Origin of the sequence: Bacillus sp. 5B6 (assembly GCF_000259405.1) — a bacterium.
Taxonomy (GTDB): domain Bacteria; phylum Bacillota; class Bacilli; order Bacillales; family Bacillaceae; genus Bacillus; species Bacillus velezensis.
On the sequence record NZ_AJST01000001.1, the window covers coordinates 2,279,745 to 2,298,106 of the forward strand.

Annotated in this window: 20 protein-coding genes; 7 read left to right on the top strand and 13 right to left on the bottom strand. The window is 45.5% G+C overall.

Going from position 1 to position 18,362, the window contains the following annotated elements:
- Positions 1–10: 10 nt before the first annotated feature.
- The 8 genes from pstB to MY7_RS10610 all read right to left on the bottom strand — a co-directional run bounded on the left by pstB (position 11) and on the right by MY7_RS10610 (position 8,667).
- Positions 11–817 (bottom strand): phosphate ABC transporter ATP-binding protein PstB, encoded by an 807-nt coding sequence (gene pstB / locus MY7_RS10575; RefSeq protein ID WP_007612593.1) that lies wholly within the window; start codon positions 815–817, stop codon positions 11–13.
- Between the two features lie 18 nt (positions 818–835).
- Positions 836–1,720 carry a phosphate ABC transporter permease PstA gene (gene pstA / locus MY7_RS10580; RefSeq protein ID WP_007612597.1) on the bottom strand — a complete coding sequence of 295 codons (885 nt, stop codon included), beginning with the start codon at positions 1,718–1,720 and terminating at the stop codon, positions 836–838.
- A complete protein-coding gene (pstC, locus tag MY7_RS10585; RefSeq protein WP_007612605.1) occupies positions 1,720–2,649 on the bottom strand; it encodes a phosphate ABC transporter permease subunit PstC in 930 nt (309 codons plus the stop codon). The genes pstA and pstC overlap by 1 nt, the downstream gene beginning before the upstream one ends.
- 48 nt (positions 2,650–2,697) lie before the next feature.
- Positions 2,698–3,600 (bottom strand): phosphate ABC transporter substrate-binding protein, encoded by a 903-nt coding sequence (locus tag MY7_RS10590; protein WP_007612610.1) that lies wholly within the window; start codon positions 3,598–3,600, stop codon positions 2,698–2,700.
- 155 nt (positions 3,601–3,755) lie between these two features.
- Entirely contained in the window at positions 3,756–5,903 is a 2,148-nt protein-coding gene (gene pbpA, locus MY7_RS10595) for a penicillin-binding protein 2A (protein ID WP_007612612.1), read from the bottom strand.
- 101 nt (positions 5,904–6,004) lie between these two features.
- A complete protein-coding gene (locus MY7_RS10600; protein WP_007612614.1) occupies positions 6,005–7,294 on the bottom strand; it encodes an MFS transporter in 1,290 nt (429 codons plus the stop codon).
- 119 nt (positions 7,295–7,413) lie between these two features.
- Positions 7,414–8,019 carry a superoxide dismutase SodA gene (sodA, locus tag MY7_RS10605; RefSeq protein ID WP_003153025.1) on the bottom strand — a complete coding sequence of 202 codons (606 nt, stop codon included), beginning with the start codon at positions 8,017–8,019 and terminating at the stop codon, positions 7,414–7,416.
- A gap of 165 nt (positions 8,020–8,184) precedes the next feature.
- Positions 8,185–8,667 (bottom strand): DUF456 domain-containing protein, encoded by a 483-nt coding sequence (locus MY7_RS10610; protein WP_015240226.1) that lies wholly within the window; start codon positions 8,665–8,667, stop codon positions 8,185–8,187.
- Positions 8,668–8,825: 158 nt separating this feature from the next.
- Here MY7_RS10610 and MY7_RS10615 point away from each other — a divergent pair, with 158 nt between their 5' ends.
- The 3 genes from MY7_RS10615 (at position 8,826) to ispG (ending at position 11,235) form a co-directional block, all read left to right on the top strand.
- Entirely contained in the window at positions 8,826–9,590 is a 765-nt protein-coding gene (locus MY7_RS10615; protein ID WP_007612618.1) for a DUF1189 domain-containing protein, read from the top strand.
- Between the two features lie 91 nt (positions 9,591–9,681).
- Positions 9,682–9,984 (top strand): LysM peptidoglycan-binding domain-containing protein, encoded by a 303-nt coding sequence (locus MY7_RS10620; protein ID WP_025285006.1) that lies wholly within the window; start codon positions 9,682–9,684, stop codon positions 9,982–9,984.
- A gap of 132 nt (positions 9,985–10,116) precedes the next feature.
- A complete protein-coding gene (gene ispG, locus MY7_RS10625; RefSeq protein ID WP_169510269.1) occupies positions 10,117–11,235 on the top strand; it encodes a flavodoxin-dependent (E)-4-hydroxy-3-methylbut-2-enyl-diphosphate synthase in 1,119 nt (372 codons plus the stop codon).
- 33 nt (positions 11,236–11,268) lie between these two features.
- On the opposite strand, the gene MY7_RS10630 is transcribed toward ispG, so the two are convergent.
- A complete protein-coding gene (locus tag MY7_RS10630) occupies positions 11,269–11,646 on the bottom strand; it encodes a DUF308 domain-containing protein (RefSeq protein ID WP_087920773.1) in 378 nt (125 codons plus the stop codon).
- Positions 11,647–11,779: 133 nt separating this feature from the next.
- Here MY7_RS10630 and MY7_RS10635 point away from each other — a divergent pair, with 133 nt between their 5' ends.
- Positions 11,780–12,361 carry a hypothetical protein gene (locus tag MY7_RS10635; protein ID WP_007612626.1) on the top strand — a complete coding sequence of 194 codons (582 nt, stop codon included), beginning with the start codon at positions 11,780–11,782 and terminating at the stop codon, positions 12,359–12,361.
- Between the two features lie 30 nt (positions 12,362–12,391).
- Here MY7_RS10635 and MY7_RS10640 read toward each other — a convergent pair whose 3' ends face one another.
- Together MY7_RS10640 and MY7_RS10645 are read right to left on the bottom strand one after the other, a co-directional pair.
- The gene (locus MY7_RS10640; protein WP_007612627.1) at positions 12,392–12,802 is read right to left on the bottom strand and encodes a Fur family transcriptional regulator; all 411 of its coding nucleotides are present in this window, start codon (positions 12,800–12,802) and stop codon (positions 12,392–12,394) included.
- 123 nt (positions 12,803–12,925) lie between these two features.
- Positions 12,926–13,807, bottom strand: a complete 882-nt coding sequence (locus MY7_RS10645) for a YitT family protein (RefSeq protein WP_007408296.1) — start codon at positions 13,805–13,807, stop codon at positions 12,926–12,928.
- Between the two features lie 118 nt (positions 13,808–13,925).
- Between MY7_RS10645 and MY7_RS10650 the strand changes: the two genes are divergently transcribed.
- Positions 13,926–14,180, top strand: a complete 255-nt coding sequence (locus tag MY7_RS10650) for a DUF2624 domain-containing protein (RefSeq protein ID WP_003153013.1) — start codon at positions 13,926–13,928, stop codon at positions 14,178–14,180.
- A gap of 32 nt (positions 14,181–14,212) precedes the next feature.
- Here the strand turns inward: MY7_RS10650 and MY7_RS10655 are convergent, their stop codons facing one another.
- Together MY7_RS10655 and MY7_RS10660 are read right to left on the bottom strand one after the other, a co-directional pair.
- Positions 14,213–15,106 (bottom strand): deoxyribonuclease IV, encoded by an 894-nt coding sequence (locus tag MY7_RS10655; RefSeq protein WP_029326069.1) that lies wholly within the window; start codon positions 15,104–15,106, stop codon positions 14,213–14,215.
- A gap of 11 nt (positions 15,107–15,117) precedes the next feature.
- Positions 15,118–16,434 carry a DEAD/DEAH box helicase gene (locus MY7_RS10660; protein ID WP_015240227.1) on the bottom strand — a complete coding sequence of 439 codons (1,317 nt, stop codon included), beginning with the start codon at positions 16,432–16,434 and terminating at the stop codon, positions 15,118–15,120.
- Between the two features lie 165 nt (positions 16,435–16,599).
- Between MY7_RS10660 and vrrA the strand changes: the two genes are divergently transcribed.
- The gene (vrrA, locus tag MY7_RS10665; RefSeq protein WP_012118006.1) at positions 16,600–17,295 is read left to right on the top strand and encodes a VrrA/YqfQ family protein; all 696 of its coding nucleotides are present in this window, start codon (positions 16,600–16,602) and stop codon (positions 17,293–17,295) included.
- 122 nt (positions 17,296–17,417) lie between these two features.
- Positions 17,418–18,362, top strand: a complete 945-nt coding sequence (locus MY7_RS10670) for a 4-hydroxy-3-methylbut-2-enyl diphosphate reductase (RefSeq protein ID WP_029326068.1) — start codon at positions 17,418–17,420, stop codon at positions 18,360–18,362.

Below are 18,362 nucleotides of genomic sequence, written 5' to 3' on the forward strand. Positions count from 1 at the left end.
GTCCTTCCCCCTATCCGAACTTTCCGTTAATGTAATCATCTGTCTTTTGCGCTTTAGGACTCGTAAAAATTTGTTCTGTCTGCCCGTATTCCACCACTTCCCCGTTTAAAAAGAAAGCCGTTCGGTCAGACACCCTAAGCGCCTGCTGCATGTTGTGCGTAACGATAATAATCGAATAATCTTTTTTCAGTTCTGTCAAAAGCGTCTCGATTCTGGCGTTTGAAATAGGGTCCAGAGCTGAAGCGGGTTCATCTAAAAGAAGTACGGCAGGTTTCATCGCAAGCGTACGGGCGATGCAAAGGCGCTGCTGCTGGCCGCCTGATAACGACAGAGCCGATGAATGAAGCCGGTCTTTGACTTCATCCCAAAGCGCAGCCTTCGTTAAGCTTTCCTCGACCGCATCATCCAAAACGGCTTTCCTGCGTTCACCCGCATACTTCAGCGCATGTGTGATGTTATTGTAAATGGATTTCGGAAACGGATTCGGTTTTTGAAACACCATACCGATCTCCCGTCTGAGAGACACGACATTAATCGCTTCCCCCAAAATATTCAGCCCTTCATAAAGAATCTCTCCCTCGCTTCTTGCCGAAGGAATAGCATCGTTCATTCTGTTAATCTGTCTCAAAAATGTTGATTTCCCGCAGCCGGACGGACCGATCAGAGCCGTCACCGCATGTTTTTCAATATCCATGTTTACATCTTTAACCGCTTGTTTTTCACCGTAATAAATTGATAAATGCTTCACTTCCAAAATTGAAGACTCCGGCGAACGCTTTGTCTGTTCCGCATGTTCCCTGATGATGTGGTCAATCATGTTTTCGCCTCTTTCCGATTAATTTGCCGTAAGCTTTTTATAAATGACAGATCCGAGCCATCTTGCACAAAGGTTAAACAAGAGCACCGAAATCACCAGCACTGCCGAGCCGCCGTTTGCAATCGCTTCGGCGTCAGGGATGATTCCCTGCGTATTGACACTCCATATATGAACCGCCAGCGTCTCAGCCGGCCTGAAAATGTTGAAAGGAGATGCTTCAGAAAACGGATTTAAATCGGTAAAATTCAGCCGCGGCGTTGTCAATCCCGCTGTAAATAACAATGCGGCCGCTTCTCCGAATACTCTTCCTGATGCGAGAATGGCTCCGGTTAAAATCGAAGGAATCGCACTCGGAATCAGCACCGTTTTGACGGTATGCCATCTCGATACGCCCAAAGCGAGAGAAGCTTCTTTCAGCTCCTTAGGAACTGCAGTGAGCGCGCCTTCTGTCACCCGGACCATAACGGGAAGGTTAAAGACCGTTAATGCGAGCGCGCCTCCGATAATCGTGTAGCCCCATCCGGTCAGGTTCACAAACATCAGCATGCCGAACATCCCGATGACAATGGACGGAAGCGAAGACAGCACCTCAATACACGTTCTGATAAAATCGGTGATTTTATTTTGGGGCGCATATTCAGCCATAAAGACGCCGCCCCCCACACCAAGCGGTATCGTGATCAGCATGGTGATAAACAGAATGTAAAAGGAGTTAAAAAGCTGATCCCGTATTCCGCCGCCTGACGCAATGGCGCTCGATTTTGACGTAAGAAAATGCAAGGAGATTTCAGAGACGCCGTGAATAAGAATGTACAAAAACAATCCTGCCAAAATCGCCGCGATTACAGCGGCGCATAACCCGAATACACCGGTGGCCAATTTATCCGTTATTTTCCGGTTCATTACACTTTCCTCCTAGATGACAAGTAGCGTATGAGCAATATAAACAGAAACGACATGATGAGAAGAACAAGCCCCATTGACCATAACGTATTATTTTCAATACTGCCGTATGTGGTATGGCCCATGTTTAACGTGATAATCGTCGTTAATGTTCCCGCCGTATCAAGCAGGCTTTCCGGCAGAAGCTTTGTATTTCCGATAACCATCTGTACGGCGAGTGCTTCTCCGAACGCTCTTGCCATCCCGAGCACGACGGCGGTCAGCAATGTCGGAAACGCCGCCGGGATAAGCACCTTTCTGATTGTCTGCCACCTCGTCGCACCAAGCGCGTATGAACCGTCGCGAAGATGTTTCGGAAGTGACGCAAGCGCATCAGCGGAAATCGATGTAACAGTCGGCAGAATCATTACCGAGAGTACGATCGTCCCCGCCAGAAGGCTGTGACCCGTTCCGCTTGATTTAAAAGAGCCGATAAACGGAACCAATACTGTAAGACCTATGAATCCATAAACGACGGACGGAATGCCGACAAGCAGCTCAATTACCGGCTGCAGCACCTTTTTCCCCCAAGTCGGCGCAATTTCCGTCATAAACACGGCACCCGCAATACCGAGGGGCGCTGCGATCAGAGCTGACAGAACCGTGACCGCAAATGATCCGAAAATAAAAGGCAGCGCGCCGAACTCAGGTTTTGCCTGGGTTGGATTCCAATTCAGACTTGTTAAGAACTCAATCGGGCTTACACCATTTACAAAAAAAGATTGCAGCCCCTTTATGCCGAGAAAGATTGTGATCGCCGCTGATGCCGCAATGATAATCGCGGCACACACAGACACAATCACCCTTCCGCGGACTTCATCCAATTGCCTGTTTTGTTTTGAGCTTATTAAGCGTTCGCTTACAGACTCTTTTTCTCTGTGATTTATCATTTGTTTACACTCCTATAAAGAAGAAGAGGCGGGGAGCCCGCCCTCCCCTCAGCTTTGCTTGCCGTTTGCGTCACGTGTGACTTTCATATCAGAGATCGGAATGTAGCCTTGATCTTTTACGATACTTTTCTGTACTTCATCGCTGTTCATATAGTCAAGAAACGTTTTTGTAAGGCTTGACGCTTCACCTTTCGTATAAGAGTGCTCGTAAGCCCAAATCGGATACTCGCCTGTGACGACGTTTTTCTCTTCCGGTTTGATGCCTCCGATCGATAAAGGCGTTACTTTGTCATCGTTTATATAAGAGAATGCCAGATAACCGATAGCTCCCGGCGTTTCCGCAATAATTTTTTTGACTGTATTGGAGGAATCCTCTGTAATGCCCTCAGCAGGATCTGCTCCGTCAAGCGCGTATTTGACGAACGTAGCGCGTGTTCCTGATGAATCAGGACGGTTCACAAGTGTAATTTTTTGATCTTTACCGCCAAGCTCTTTCCAGTTTTTAATTTTTCCTGTAAAGACGTCTGTCAGCTGTTTTTTGGTTATATCCTTTACGCCCGCACCGGGGTTGACCGCAGCCGCCATCGCCACTACCGCTACTCGGTGGTCTTTTAGGGCTTTTGCATCAATGCCTTCTTTTTCTTCAGCAAAGACATCTGAGTTGCCGATTTGCACTGCCCCTTCAGACACTTGCGAAAGACCTGTTCCTGAACCTCCCGCTTGCACCTGCACATCAGCATCCGGATGTTTTTCCATAAACTTTTCCGCCGCTGCCAGTACTAACGGCTGCATGGCTGATGAACCAGAAATGGTTAAAGAACCTGATGCTTTTTTATCCTCACTTGCAGATTGACTGTCTGTCTTGCCGCTTTCCTTTGCATTTCCGCATGCTGCAGCAACAATCATAACAGCAGCCATCAGAAGCATAAGCATCCATTTGTTTTTTTTCATTTCCTGAATTCCCCCTGCATTTAATGTGTAATTTGTCCTACAGGTCTAGAGTAAAGGGTTCTTGTAAAATGCGTATAAATCAAGTGTTAAGGTTTTGTAAATCCGGATGTTTTTTTGTATAAAAAAAACGCTCACAGATTGTGAGCGTTTTTCTATTAGTTGTTTGTATTGCCGTTTTCAGCGTCTTCCTGAATTTTATCTTCGTTTTTCTGCTTCGTATTATTATCTTCTTGTTTCTTTTTCAGCTCAAAGTATTTGTCCAGAGCTGCTCTTCCTATATCATCCGTAATTGAATAGCGATCGCTGTAATTAATATAGGCCCAAGGAACGACTACAGAAATAGCCACTTCCGGATTATCTGCAGGTGCATACGCGACAAGAGTCGTGTTATATGTTGCTTCACCCGTCTCTGATTTGTCAGGACCGTCATAGAAAGATTGCGCGGTACCCGTTTTACCGGCAGGACTGTATGTCGCAGTCGCAAAATCAGTTGCGGCTGTCCCTTTTGTCATGACGCGTCTGAAACCTGCCTGCACTTCTTTAATATCTGCATTATTCATATCAATCTTGTTCAGTACTTGGGGCTGAACAGACTCTACAACGGCTCCGATTCCTTTTTTCGAATCAGGCTGCCTGACCTCTTTTACAAGCTGAGGCTTCAAACGATAGCCTCCATTGGCGATTGTAGATACATACTGCGCCATTTGCAGCGGTGTAAACGTATCATACTGTCCGATGGCAAAGTCTAACAGAAGACCGGAAATTCGCTGTGACCCTTGGTACCCGGTCGCTTCATTCGGGAGATCAATTCCCGTCTTAACTCCGAGTCCGAACTGATTGAAGTAGTATCTGAAAGTATCGAATGCCTTCATATCAAGCGGCAGGGACTGGCCTTTTTTGTACTCCCCTTTACCGACGGCAATCGCCGTTTTGAACATGAACACGTTTGATGATTCCTGAAGCGCTTTTTGGATATCTACGGGACCTAAATTCGTCCATGATTTTTTCGGGTTTTTACTTCCCTTGAAATACATAGGTTCATCCTGAAAAACGGTGTTCAAATTAATCGCGCCCGTCTGCAGTCCGGTCAACACCGTCGCTCCTTTGACCGCCGATCCCATTGCGTAGGAGGAAGTCATTGCGCCGAGGGCATAATCATTAATTTTGTACTTTCCATGGTCATTCGTAATCTGTTTGCCGGCCATCGTCAGCACTTCTCCATTTTTCGGGTTCATCATGACGACGAAGGCCCGATCAAGAAGCTTCGTGCTCGGTCTCGCTTTTGCCGATCTTAAATTTTTCTCAATGATTTTTTCAACGGATTTCTGCAGGTCCATATCAATGGATAAAACAAGGTCTTTGCCGGCCTGTCCTTTTGAAATCACTTTGCTGCCCGTGACATTTCCGGATGAGTCGGTTAAGTTCTGCACTTTCTCTTTTTGACCCTGCAGCAGGCTTTCATATTGATATTCTAAATAGCTTTTTCCAACCCTGTCATTCCGGCTGTAGCCGAGTGACAGATAGTGATCCAGCAGGTTGGACGGAAGACCTTCGTTCGAACTGGATACACTGCCGAGCAATGTCCGGATCAGGCTTTTATAAGGATAAGACCGTTCCCAGTCAGACGTCACGTCAACTCCCGGCAGTTCATCTAAATGTTCGCTGACGACGGCCATTTCTTTTGCCGACACGCCTTCATTTTTGATGTATTGAGGCGTCAGGGAGTAGCCTGAATCCATCTGCCTTTTGATCGCAAGGATCTGCATGTCTTTTGAAGTGAGCTCATTCAGCTGTTTGTCTGTGATGCGTTTCAGCTGAAGCTGATATAAATCATCGTCAGACAGTTTTTTGTCTTCAGCTTTTTGCTTTTCTTCGGCCGTAATCAGTTTTTTCGCTTCATCAGGCCTCGTTAACATCCAATAGTCTTTTTTATCCCGCTCAGTCACCTTTTTGGTGCTTACCTTAATCATACCCGACAGTTTTTTTGCGATTTTTAAACGCTGTGCCTGGGTGGTTGAGGCTGAACGTGTATATGTAATCGCATTTAATGCTTTATTCGTTACGATGGGATTTAGGTTCCGGTCGTATATTTTCCCTCTCGGAACCGCCGTGCTGACATCAGACTCCTCCTGCTTATTGGCGGCGTTTTTATAATCATCACCCTGAACGATCTGCTTGATGCCAAGCTCGACGATAATCCAAGTGAAAATAAGAAACGCGGCCAAAAACAAAAAATTAAGCCGGATCGGCAGTGATTTTTTCTTTTCTTTGTTTACAGCTATTTTCTTTTTATTTCTCCTCATGACATCACCTTTTCTTATTTACAGAAAGAAATGACACCTTCTGTCCAGGTGCCATTTTTCATTCTAAAGGTTTTTTCGATATTTTTCTACAGATAACCCTTTTATCTTTCTCCTTTTATAAAATTCGGTTCCGCCGCCTGTTTTTGTCGGTCTTCTTCTACTGTTTCATCAGAAGTTTCCGTATCCAGTTTGATGTCTTTTATAAAGTAATAAATCAGCGGATGGCCGGCTCCGAGCAGCACGAGCGCCGCCGGTATTCCCACTTTTTCCTTGAATAATGTAACGATTACAAGGAAACAAAGGATGGAAACGATCCGGCCCGCATTTAAAAATAACTCCCTGAGCACAATGTATTCAATTCTGGCTTTTCTGGCAAGCCGCGCCCGGCCTATCACATCATATGTAAGCGAGACATACGGCACGAGCAGAACTGGATAGCCGATCGCAATAAACACTCCGTACAAAAGGAGCGTCGTGAAGCTCATTTTAAAAATGATGAGAAACAGGGCGCCGTACAAGATCAATCCGCCGATAAGAATCGCCTTTTTCCGCGCTCTTTTTTTGATGAGCCTTGATGCAAAATAATAGGCAAAAAAAGAAACCGCGGAATTGACGAGGCCGAATGTTCCGAGCGCCAGCTCACTGTTTGTCGCAATGAATACAAATACGCTGATTAAAAAAACAAAAATCCCTTCTCTCAAGCCTTGAAAAAAGTGCGCGTTGGTAATCCGGCGCCAATTCAGATTCGTGTGGCGCTCATCAAAAACTTTTTTCAGCATAAACCGGCCTTTCGACTCCCTCCGCTTCAGAAAAAAGCTCATGACCACGGCAAGGGCAAATAAGCCGAGCGACAGGCTGAAAATAATTGTATAACCCGTATTGTTTTCAAGTCTTGAAATGACATATCCGGCCACAATCGGGCCGATCATGCCCGCCGATGAAGACAAAATGCCTAAAAACCCGTTAAAAAAATCTCTCGTTTCCGGTTCCGTGATTTCGAAAGTCAGCACATTAAAAGCCAGCCAGTAAAAGCCGTATCCAACTCCAAGCACGGCCCCTATCAAAACGAGACGGGAAGCCGCAGTTTCTCCGGCAAGCAGCACACTTAAATAAAAAGCGGCCAAAAAGATAACGCCGAACCTGAGAATAAACACCCTGTCAATTTTTTTAGCCAGCCGGCCAGCCAGCAGAAAGGTAATCGGCTGCATCGTTACGACCGACAAATTGTATATGGCCAAATCAATAAATTTTCCCGACTGCTTCCACAAATACACGTTGACAAATGTATTTGACAGCGCGATGCCCAATGAGTAAAGGCCGCCAATCGTCAATAGCAGCAGCAGCCCTTTATTTATTTCGATGTCGCCGATAATTTTTTTTATTTTGCTCATCATTGACTCCCCTTTACTACACATTAGTTTGTCTCACTCAAACTGAGATATGTAAAAGGAATCAAAGTCAATAAAAAAACAAGGCCTCCCGCGGGAGACCTTGTGATCATTCAACTCAATTATTTTGCTTCGCTGTAAAGACGGGCAACTTCATCCCAGTTCACAACATTCCAGAAAGCTGAAATGTAATCAGGACGGCGGTTTTGGTAGTTCAGGTAGTAAGCGTGCTCCCAAACATCAAGACCGAGAACAGGTGTTTTACCCTCTGAAAGCGGTGAATCTTGGTTTGGCGTGCTTGTAATTTCAAGTTTGCCGTTGTTTACAACGAGCCAAGCCCAGCCTGAACCGAAACGGCCTGCAGCTGCTGCGGCGAATTTTTCTTTAAATTGATCGAAGCTGCCGAACGTGCTTTTGATCTCTTCAGCAAGCTCACCAGTCGGTTCGCCTCCGCCGTTCGGAGATAAAAGAGTCCAGAATAAAGAGTGGTTTGCATGTCCGCCGCCATTGTTGCGGACTGCCGTGCGGATGTCCTCCGGCACTGCGTTCAAATCAGCAACAAGCTCATCTACAGATTTCTCTGCAAGCGCTGATCCTTCGATCGCTTTGTTGAGGTTTGTCACGTATGTGTTATGGTGCTTCGTATGGTGAATCGTCATTGTTTCCTTATCGATATGCGGTTCTAAAGCATCATAAGCGTAAGGCAATTCTGGAAGTTTGTAAGCCATAATTTTTTCCTCCTTTAAATATATGTACTGAAATGCCGCTTAACGCGAACTTTTCTAATCTCAATGTAACAAAAGAAAGCGTGGTAATCAATGAAAAAGCTCACAATCCGGCGATTCCAGCAGACATATTACACTTTATCCGTTCACGGCCGAAATTAAACCTTTCTAAAGCACCGTCCATAAGAAGTATCCGATCATAAAGAGCTGAATGACGCCTTTTGCCGCGACGCTTGTTAAAAAGCCGATTAACGAGCCGAGCCCCACTTTTGCCGCGGACTTGATATCCTTTTGATGAACAAACACCTCAGCGCAGAGAGCACCGATAAACGGGCCTAATATAATGCCCGCCACGGGAATAACGAAGGGCCCGATCAATAATCCGATCGTGCTTCCCCAGATTGCCGCCCTGCTTCCTCCGTACCTTTTAACGCCAAGTAAATTTGACACATAGTCAGCTGCGAATAAAACGGCCGCAAATACCGCCTCAATGAGCCAAAATAAGTAAGAATAAGGACTGAAGGAAAACAAAAATCCGTAGAGAAGAAAACCGGCCACAATAAAAATAACGCTTGGAATCACCGGATATACAAGCCCGATAAAAGCAATGACGAAGACCGCAATGATAATCAGCCAATACAAAACACTCATGACAAAAACACCCTCCTTTGTTTTGCGGGCGATCACAGCTTCCCGCTTTATCTTATTATGTATGATTCCTTATCACCGCTTTAAATACTCTCACTTGTGTTCATCCCCTGTGAACGATACAATAAGCAACATATACCAGTTTAGGCTAGGAAGTGAAGATGTTGAACATATTTACGGCTTTATTGAAAAGTACATACTCTCCGGCGGATATTGCAAAAACACGGTTTCAGGGGATAGGAAAAGCGATCCTTTATGTATTTTTGCTGTCTATCCTTTTTACGCTGCCAAGCGCTTATTACCTTTGCTCCGGCACCGTAAACTCAATGAACGGTTTCAAAACCGTGTTAAAGAAAGATTTCCCTGATTTCAGCATTTCAAACGGAGAATTGCAGACGAAAGCGTCCGCCTCTAAGGAAACGGAAGCGAACGGCTTTGTCATCGTGTTTGATCCGACAGATGCTTACGGCGCGAAACAAATAGCGGCTAAACAAAATGCGATCGGCATTTTGAAAAATAAAATGGTGCTTGCTGTAGACGGACAGGCGACAGAAATGAATTATTCGCTGATGCCTGCTGATATCACAAAAAAAGAAATCATATCAGCATTAAACCAAAATAAAACAATGATCGTCACCGTCCTGTCCGTTTTGCTGTTCATCATGACAGCGGCCGGAAAATTCATTGAAGTATCATTTCTCGCCGTCATCGGCCTGATATTGAAAAATGCGCAAAGAAAGACATTGAATTACCAGCAGCTCTGGAAGCTTTCGGCTTATTCCATTACACTTTCGACCATATTCTTTACGATCATGCGCGCGCTTGTCATTACGGTGCCGAGTGAATTTTTAGTGAATTGGTTTGTAAACTTTATCATCCTTTTCCTCGTCTTAAAAGAGATACCGCCAAGAAAAACAGCTGTGTAACAAAGACTGCCCCCGGCGGTCTTCTTTTTTGTCATGAACAAAATGGGACAAGCATACAATGAAGTAAAAATGTATGCGGGAGGCGGTTGGAATGAAGCGGCTTACTTTTGTATTCGGCAGTTTATTTGTGATATTCATTATCTTTTACGATCTTAAAATCGGCACGATCCCTTCTCAAGACCTTCCAGCATACGCAGCGGCGGCACAGCCAGCAAAACAGGAAGCTTCATACAGAACGGTTACGGTCAAAAAAGGCGATACGGTGATGTCGATAGTCGGCGCACATAAAGCGCCAGATGATATTGCACAAGATTTTGAAGCGCTGAATCCGAATGTGAAAGCAAACGCCATTCGGGCAGGCACCGCTTATAAATTCCCCGTCTACCGCAATTAAACGTTAATTTCTTGTCAGTTCGGCAAATACACTGTTACAATATAACATGTAAATAGAAGTTGCCTGACATGTAAAAGGCTCAGCCTGCAAAAGCGGTAACTACAATTAAGGAGCGATTGACAAGTGAGTGAAATCACACATCGTACAAAAACGCGTCCCGTCAAAGTGGGACCTTTAACAATAGGCGGAAATAACGAAGTCGTCATTCAGAGTATGACGACGACCAAGACACACGACGTAGAAGCAACAGTTGCGGAAATCAACCGTTTAGCCGAAGCCGGCTGCCAAATTGTCCGGGTGGCATGTCCGGATGAACGCGCCGCTAACGCGATTGCCGACATCAAAAAACAAATTTCCATCCCTCTCGTTGTCGATATTCATTTTGACTACAAGCTTGCATTAAAAGCAATTGAGGGCGGCGCCGACAAAATCAGAATCAACCCGGGTAACATCGGCCGGCGCGAAAAAGTGGAAGCCGTCGTAAAAGCGGCGAAAGAAAAAGGTATTCCGATCCGGATCGGTGTAAACGCGGGTTCTTTGGAAAAGCGCATTTTAGAAAAATACGGCTATCCGACTGCTGACGGAATGGTTGAGAGTGCGCTTCATCATATCAAAATCCTGGAAGACCTTGACTTTCATGACATCATCGTCAGCATGAAAGCGTCTGACGTCAATCTCGCCATAGAAGCATACGAAAAAGCGTCAAAAGCATTTGATTATCCGCTCCACCTCGGAATTACAGAATCGGGCACGCTGTTTGCCGGAACGGTAAAAAGCGCGGCCGGACTCGGAGCGATTTTAAGCAAAGGAATCGGAAACACGCTCCGGATCTCTCTGAGCGCCGACCCGGTTGAAGAAGTAAAAGTAGCCAGAGAACTGCTGAAATCATTCGGTCTCGCTTCAAACGCGGCTACGCTTATTTCATGCCCGACATGCGGACGGATCGAAATTGATCTCATCAGCATCGCAAATGAAGTGGAAGAATACATTTCTAAAGTCAAAGCGCCGATTAAAGTAGCGGTTCTCGGATGTGCCGTTAACGGACCGGGCGAAGCAAGAGAAGCCGATATCGGGATTGCCGGCGCGCGCGGCGAAGGACTTCTTTTCCGCAAAGGCCAAATCGTCCGCAAAGTCCCTGAAGAAACCATGGTCGAAGAGCTGAAAAAAGAAATCGACAAGCTGGCAGAAGAACACTACGCAAAGCTTGAAGCGGAAAAAGCAAAAGCAGAACAAGAAACACAAAAAGCTTGACGGATATTCCGCCAAGCTTTTTTTTGCGCTGTGTTAAAAAAACGGTGTAATGAAGATGCCGAGCACAAGGGAAACAATACCGATTCCCATCGCCCATCCGCCTAAAGCGCCTGCTCCTCTTCTTCTGGCGATATAGCCGACGATAATGCCGCATGCCCCTAATAAAACAGGGAGCACAAACAGGGAAATGATAGAAATAGCCAATGCTGCATACCCTATCCCCCGGCCTTCACTTACTCCGTCCCGATTATCATCACGGTCTGCTGCCCGGTCAGAAGCACGATATGGCTCTGAGATTTCGGCCGCTGTTTCTTCTGAATAAACATCACGCGTGATATCGGTTCCTTCCGATCCATGATCCACATAGTAGTCGTTGCCTTTTCGATTTTCGTAATCGTATGCCACCTTCAATTCCCCCTTTTTCTTTTATGAAAGGAGCTTTTTTAGTTTCCGCGTTTTTTACGGATTCATGTTTGCTAAACTTTTCTGGTATTGTTAATTGTTTATGTTACACTTGAAGGGATGAATTTATAGGAGTGTGGACATGTTACGGTTAGGTATAGATATTGACGGCACAGTTACGGCACAGGATACATTTGTCCCTTATTTAAACCGCTCATTTCATCTTTCCATTACCTTGGATGATATGACTGATTATGATCTGACGAAGCTTTTGAACATTACAGACGAGGAATTTTGGGAATGGATGAACGTTCATGAAGCAGCCATATATAAAGAAGCGAAACTCGCGGAATTTGCCAAGCAGGCACTGGACGGACTGAAAGAAGAGCACCGCCTGATCTACATTACGGCAAGACGCGGCCACTTAGAAGATGTTACGCTGGACTGGTTTGCAAACCAGAAAATTCATTACGATCACATTGAGCTTGTCGGAGGCCATCACAAAGTGGAAGCCGTCAAAAAACACGGCATTGATTTATTTTTCGAAGATCACCACGGCAATGCGACAATGATCGCAAAAGAAGCAGGCATTCCGGTTATCCTTTTTAACTCCCCATATAATCAGCTCCCCATCGATTCCAATATTATCAGGGTGCAGAATTGGCTTGAAGCCGTCGCCTGGATTAATAAAAACAAACATAGCTTTCAGCATGTTAAAAGCTGAAAAAAACCTCCTGTATAAGCAGGAGGTTTTTTATCGGCACGCCGGACAGGTGCCGTAAATTTCAAACTTATGGCCGCTGATGTCATACCCTTCCAAATCATCGTGCAGCTTATCCATCGGACAGGACTCAATTTCCTTCGTTTTCCCGCAGGTTAAACAGATAAAATGGTGATGATGATGGGTATAAGAGCATGTAAAACGGAACAGTTTTTCTCCGGAAAGCTCCGTCGTTTCCAAAATGCCGAGTTCTTCATATAACGAAAGATTTCTGTATATGGTATCAAAGCTCAGACCCGGATAGTCGTCATTTAATGCGGCAAGCACGTTTTTGGCGGTCAGATATTTATCAGAATCAGCAAAAAGCTGCAGCATGTCTTCTCGCTTACTCGTATATTTATACCCTTTTTCTTTCAGCAGGTTCAACGCTTCTTGTACGTTCATGAGGACCTCCCCTTTACAACACGGTATCGCTCCAAAAAGAAAATGGCAGCTGTCTGAACAGCAGGCCATTTTCTTATGATGTATCAAATTATACCTATAAAATGATGAAAAGTAAATGAAAGCCTAGTGAATCGCGGTTTTGAACTTACCGCCCCTCGTTTCATGGGTATTCATGATCGTAATAAAGGCGTTTTTATCAATTTCAAACACAATGGATTTCAATTTAGTCACTTCAAGCCTTGTCACGACCGCGTAAATGACTTCTTTGGTTTCATCCGTATATCCGCCTTTTCCCTGAAGCTTGGTGGTTCCCCGTCCAAGCCGGTGCAATATTGCATCTGAGATCTCAGCATATTGCTCTGCAACAATAATGACCGCTTTTGTTTCATCAAGCCCCTGGATGACCGCGTCAATCGTTTTCATGGCAATATAATAAGTCATGAAAGAATACATTGCCTGCTCCGGACCGAACACAAAACCGGCCCAAATGAAAATAAACACATTGATGAGCATAACGAATTCCCCGACTGAAAAGGGCAGCTTTTTCGTGAGAAGGATACCGAGGATTTCAGTACCGTCCATCGAGCCTCCGTTTCGGATGACAAGGCCTACCCCGAAACCGAGCAAAAGCCCCCCGAATACCGTCGCCAAAATAGGCTGGGTCGTAATGGCCTCCACATGGTGCAAGGAGGATTCAATCAGCGCTAAACCGACGATTCCGATAACAGTAGAGATGAGAAATGTTTTTCCGATATATTTATATCCGAAAATCATAAATGGAATGTTGAGTAACACAACGAATAAGGCAAAATTGAGGAGGGGATTGGACATAAAGAGGTGGTCTAAAATTAATGAAACACCGATAATGCCTCCGTCGATAAAATTATTAGGGACCAGAAACAATTCAATACTTACGGCGGCTGAACCCGCCCCGATCAGAATCATAATGACCCTGAAGATAAAGTGTAAAAATGATTCTCTTTTATGCTGTTTATTTGGGGTCATAAAATCTCCTTTCCTATAATAACTATTTTAAACAGTAAGCAACTTTATTTTACCATTAAAAGCTGTAACATTTTAATGATCTGCTCAATACATTATGTCTAAAGAGGTGAAAGTATCGATGATTTTAATACAAAGAATTATTTTGCAGCGGCTCAATCAAGTCACTGCGGACGATCTGCTGAAATATTCCAAGCAATACGGAATCAGCATTACAAGAAGTCAAGCGGCTGAGGTAGCGGCTCTGATGCACGGAAAAAACATTAATATTTTTGATGAACAGGAGCGGCTGCGCCTGCTGAAAAAAGTGGAAACGATAACCTCAAAAGAAACGGCGCGGAAAGTTGACGAACTTTTCAATCAATTCTCAGGGTAAGAAAGGAGGGACACCCGCCCCTCCTTTCTTTCTTATTGAGCTGATATTTTTTCAAGAAGCTCCTTATCAAACTGTTTTTCTTTCAGCATTTCGATTTCAAAACGGTACGGCGGCTTCTTATTTTTCTTGTCTTCGCCTACATACGGTGTTTCGAGGATTTTCGGAATATCGGCAAGCTGCTCGTGATGAACGATGTACTGCAGAGCGTCAAAACCGATCTCTCCGAACCCGATATTTTCATGGCGGTCTTTCCGGGCGCCTTTAATATTTTTACTGTCGTTAACATGAAGGACTTTTATCCGATCGATGCCGACGATTTTATCAAACTCGTTAAGAACACCGTCAAAATCATTAGCGACATCATACCCGGCGTCATGGGTGTGGCAAGTGTCAAAGCAGACGGATAGATGTTCATTATGCGTGACTCCCGCAATGATCTCGGCCAGCTCTTCAAAGCTTCTCCCGCATTCTGATCCTTTGCCCGCCATTGTCTCCAGCGCAATCTGCACGTTTTGCTCGGGAACAATCACTTCGTTTAAACCTTCAATGATTTTTTTGATGCCCGTCTCAGCCCCAGCTCCGACATGCGCTCCTGGATGAAGCACGATCTGTCTCGCGCCGATCGCTGCCGTTCTTTCAATTTCAGAACGCAGAAAATCAACGCCCAGCTCAAATGTTGCCGGATTTGTCGTATTTCCGATGTTAATGATGTACGGCGCATGCACGACAATCTCGTCGATGCCGTTTTCCTTCAAATGGGCGCGGCCCGCTTCGATATTCAAGTCTTCAATTTTTTTTCGGCGCGTGTTTTGGGGAGCGCCCGTATAGATCATAAATGTATTCGCCCCGTACGAAACAGCTTCCTTGCTTGCGGCAAGGAGCATATGTTTTCCGCTCATTGAGACGTGTGAACCTATTTTCAGCAACCCGATTCCCCCTACTTTCCTCTGTTAGATTGGTTTCTTCTCTGCTTCTTTTTAATTTTTTCCATTTCGTAGCTCATTTTCTTTTTATAGCCCGGCTTTACTTTTTTCGGCTTTTTCACGAGGCGTTTCGCAATTTGGTCAGCCTCATTTGCCGTCTTTTTGCGATTTTTACGGCGGTGGCGGTCATCGCCTTTCTTCCATTCCCCGTTTACAAGCTCCGCATAGTCAAACACAATGCCCATCTTTTCAAGTCTTGCGAGCGCATCTTCGTCAGAAAGCTCATAAATGGTCAGTGCTTGGCCTGATGAACCGGCGCGTGCAGTTCTTCCGACACGGTGAACATAAAAATCCAAATCGTCCGGAAGCTCATAGTTGATGACGTGGCTTACGCCTTTAATGTCAATTCCTCTAGCCGCAAGGTCTGTCGCAATGACATAAGTGAATTCCAGATCATTAATCTGCTTCATTACCTTTTTGCGCTCACGCGGCGTTAATCCCCCGTGCAGAAGACCGACCCTCATTCCTTTTTCAGTCAGGTATTTCGCAATATGGTCAGCCGTGTTTTTTGTATTTGCAAACACAATGCCCAGATAAGGGTTCAGATGAGACATCATATCAAAAAGCAGTTTGTCTTTATCACGCTGTTTAGAAGGAACCAACACATGTTCAATCTTTTCGGCTGTGATTCTTTTCGGCTCAACATGCGCATACTTCGGATTTTCCATATACTTTTTCAAAAACGGCTTCAGCTTTTCCGGAATCGTAGCTGAGAACACAAGCATCTGAAGTTCTTCCGGCATACGCGATCCGATGTAATCAACGTCTTCTAAAAAGCCCATATCAAGCATCAGATCAGCTTCGTCAATGACGAGAGACTGCGCTTTATAGACGTTCAATGCCTGCGCCTTAATCAGATCCGCGATCCGGCCCGGCGTTCCGACGACGAGATGAGGCTGTGTTTTCAGCTTATCAATTGATTTTTGCTTGTCCGTCCCGCCGATGAAGCATTTTGTCCGGATCGGCTCATCTTCCGCACCCTGTGTGATTTTGAGCGCTTCCTGATGAATCTGATTGGCAAGCTCTCTCGTCGGCGCCGTGATAACAGCCTGTACCGTATCTGAACCCGGATCAATCCGATTCAAAATTGGCAATAAATAGGCGTGGGTTTTCCCCGTCCCCGTCTGGGACTGCCCGATCACGCTTTCGTTTTTCAGTACGGCAGGTATCAGACGCTTTTGAATATCTGTCGGTTCATAAAAACCAAGGCGGTGAACTGCATCTATAATAAACGGTTTTAAGTTGTATCCATCAAATTTAGTTTCTTTCATTTTTCCCAGCTCCTTAAAGCGGCACATTCTGTGTCCATCATCACATTATAACCGATTTTACTTAAAAACACCATGTCTTGGGGGAATCCTGTTTTCGAGACAGAAAAGCAAATGCCCCCTCCGATGCATATTGTAATAGCAGAGAGACAGAAAGGAGGTACAAGTATGTTTCCACAGCAGCCGATGAGAAATATGGCGCAGCAGGGACGGCCGTTTATGAATCCGCGTATGATGATGGGAGGAAGACCGTCATTGCCGGGCCGGCAGCTGATGCAGCAGGGACGGCAGCTTTTCCCTCAGCAGCAGATTGCCGGAGCGGGCCTGAGAAACGCAGGCACGGGCGGCGGAGGGGGCTTAAAAGGGATGCTTTCCCGTTTTTTACCCGGTTCAGGAGGAGGAAGCGCTGCCGCGTCGGCACCGGCGGCGGCCAGCGGAGGAGCAGGTGCAGGACTGCAGGGAATACAGAACCTGGCAAGTCCGGCATCCCTGTCGAGCATGCTCGGCAACGTTCAGAAGGTGCTCGGCGTGGCGCAGCAGGTTACGCCGATGATCCAGCAGTACGGCCCTTTAGTACGGAGTCTGCCCGCCATGATGAAGCTTTACAGCCAATTAAGCAGCAGTGATGACGAGAATGAATCTGACGAGACAAAAGAAACAGACGAACAGGACAAAAAGGATGAAGCTGAAAAAACAGATGAAACAGAAGATGAAAACAAATCAGACGCCTCATCCAAAACATCAAAGAAGACGTCTGAAAAAGCATCCGCTTCAAAAGAAAAAGACGCCGCACAGGCAGACTCAGCGGAACAGCCGCGTCCAAAAAGAACATCGGGCAGATCAAAGCCGAAATTATATATTTAACATTCTTTGATATCTCACGAAAGATTAGCTATAATGAGATCAGAAGAATGCAAGATTTGAGCCGTTTAACTACGGCTTTTTATATTGCCTCTACACTCACTTTTGATAGGAGGACATCTACATTGGACGTTATCAAAATATCGCCGCGCGGCTACTGTTACGGCGTTGTTGATGCCATGGTCATAGCCAAAAACGCGTCACTCGATAAAACACTGCCAAGGCCTATATATATACTCGGAATGATTGTTCATAATAAGCATGTCACAGATGCGTTTGAGGAAGACGGCATTTACACGCTTGACGGCACAAACCGTCTGGAGATTTTAAAGCAGGTGGAAAAAGGAACCGTTATTTTCACGGCTCACGGGGTATCTCCGGAAGTAAGAAAAGCCGCTGAGGAAAAAGGGCTTGTTACGATTGACGCCACATGCCCGGACGTCACGAAAACACATGACTTAATCCGAAAAGTAAAAGCTGAAGGCTATCACGTCATATACATCGGTAAAAAAGGCCACCCCGAGCCTGAAGGAGCCGTCGGCGTCGCTCCTGAAATCGTTCATCTCGTTGAAACAGAGGAAGACGTGAGAAATCTCGATATTCAGGCTGAGAAATTAATCGTTACAAACCAAACGACAATGTCCCAGTGGGACGTCCACGATATTATGGAATCAGTCAAAGAAAAGTACCCGTACGTGCAATACCATCAGGAAATCTGCCTGGCCACACAGGTTCGTCAAGAAGCTGTATCAGAGCAGGCAAAAAAAGCGGACTTAACCATTGTTGTCGGTGATCCGAAAAGCAATAACTCCAACAGACTGGCGCAAGTGTCAGAAGAAATCGCCGGAACAAAAGCCTACCGAATCGGAGACATCAGTGAACTGAAGCTCGAATGGCTGAAAGACGTCAATACCGTCGCCGTTACCGCAGGCGCATCAACACCGACACCGATTACAAAGGAAGTCATCCGCTTTTTAGAGCAGTTTGACCACAACGATGAATCGACATGGCAGCTTGAACACAGTGTGCCGCTTAAAAAAATCCTTCCGAAAGTAAAAATAAAAAACTGA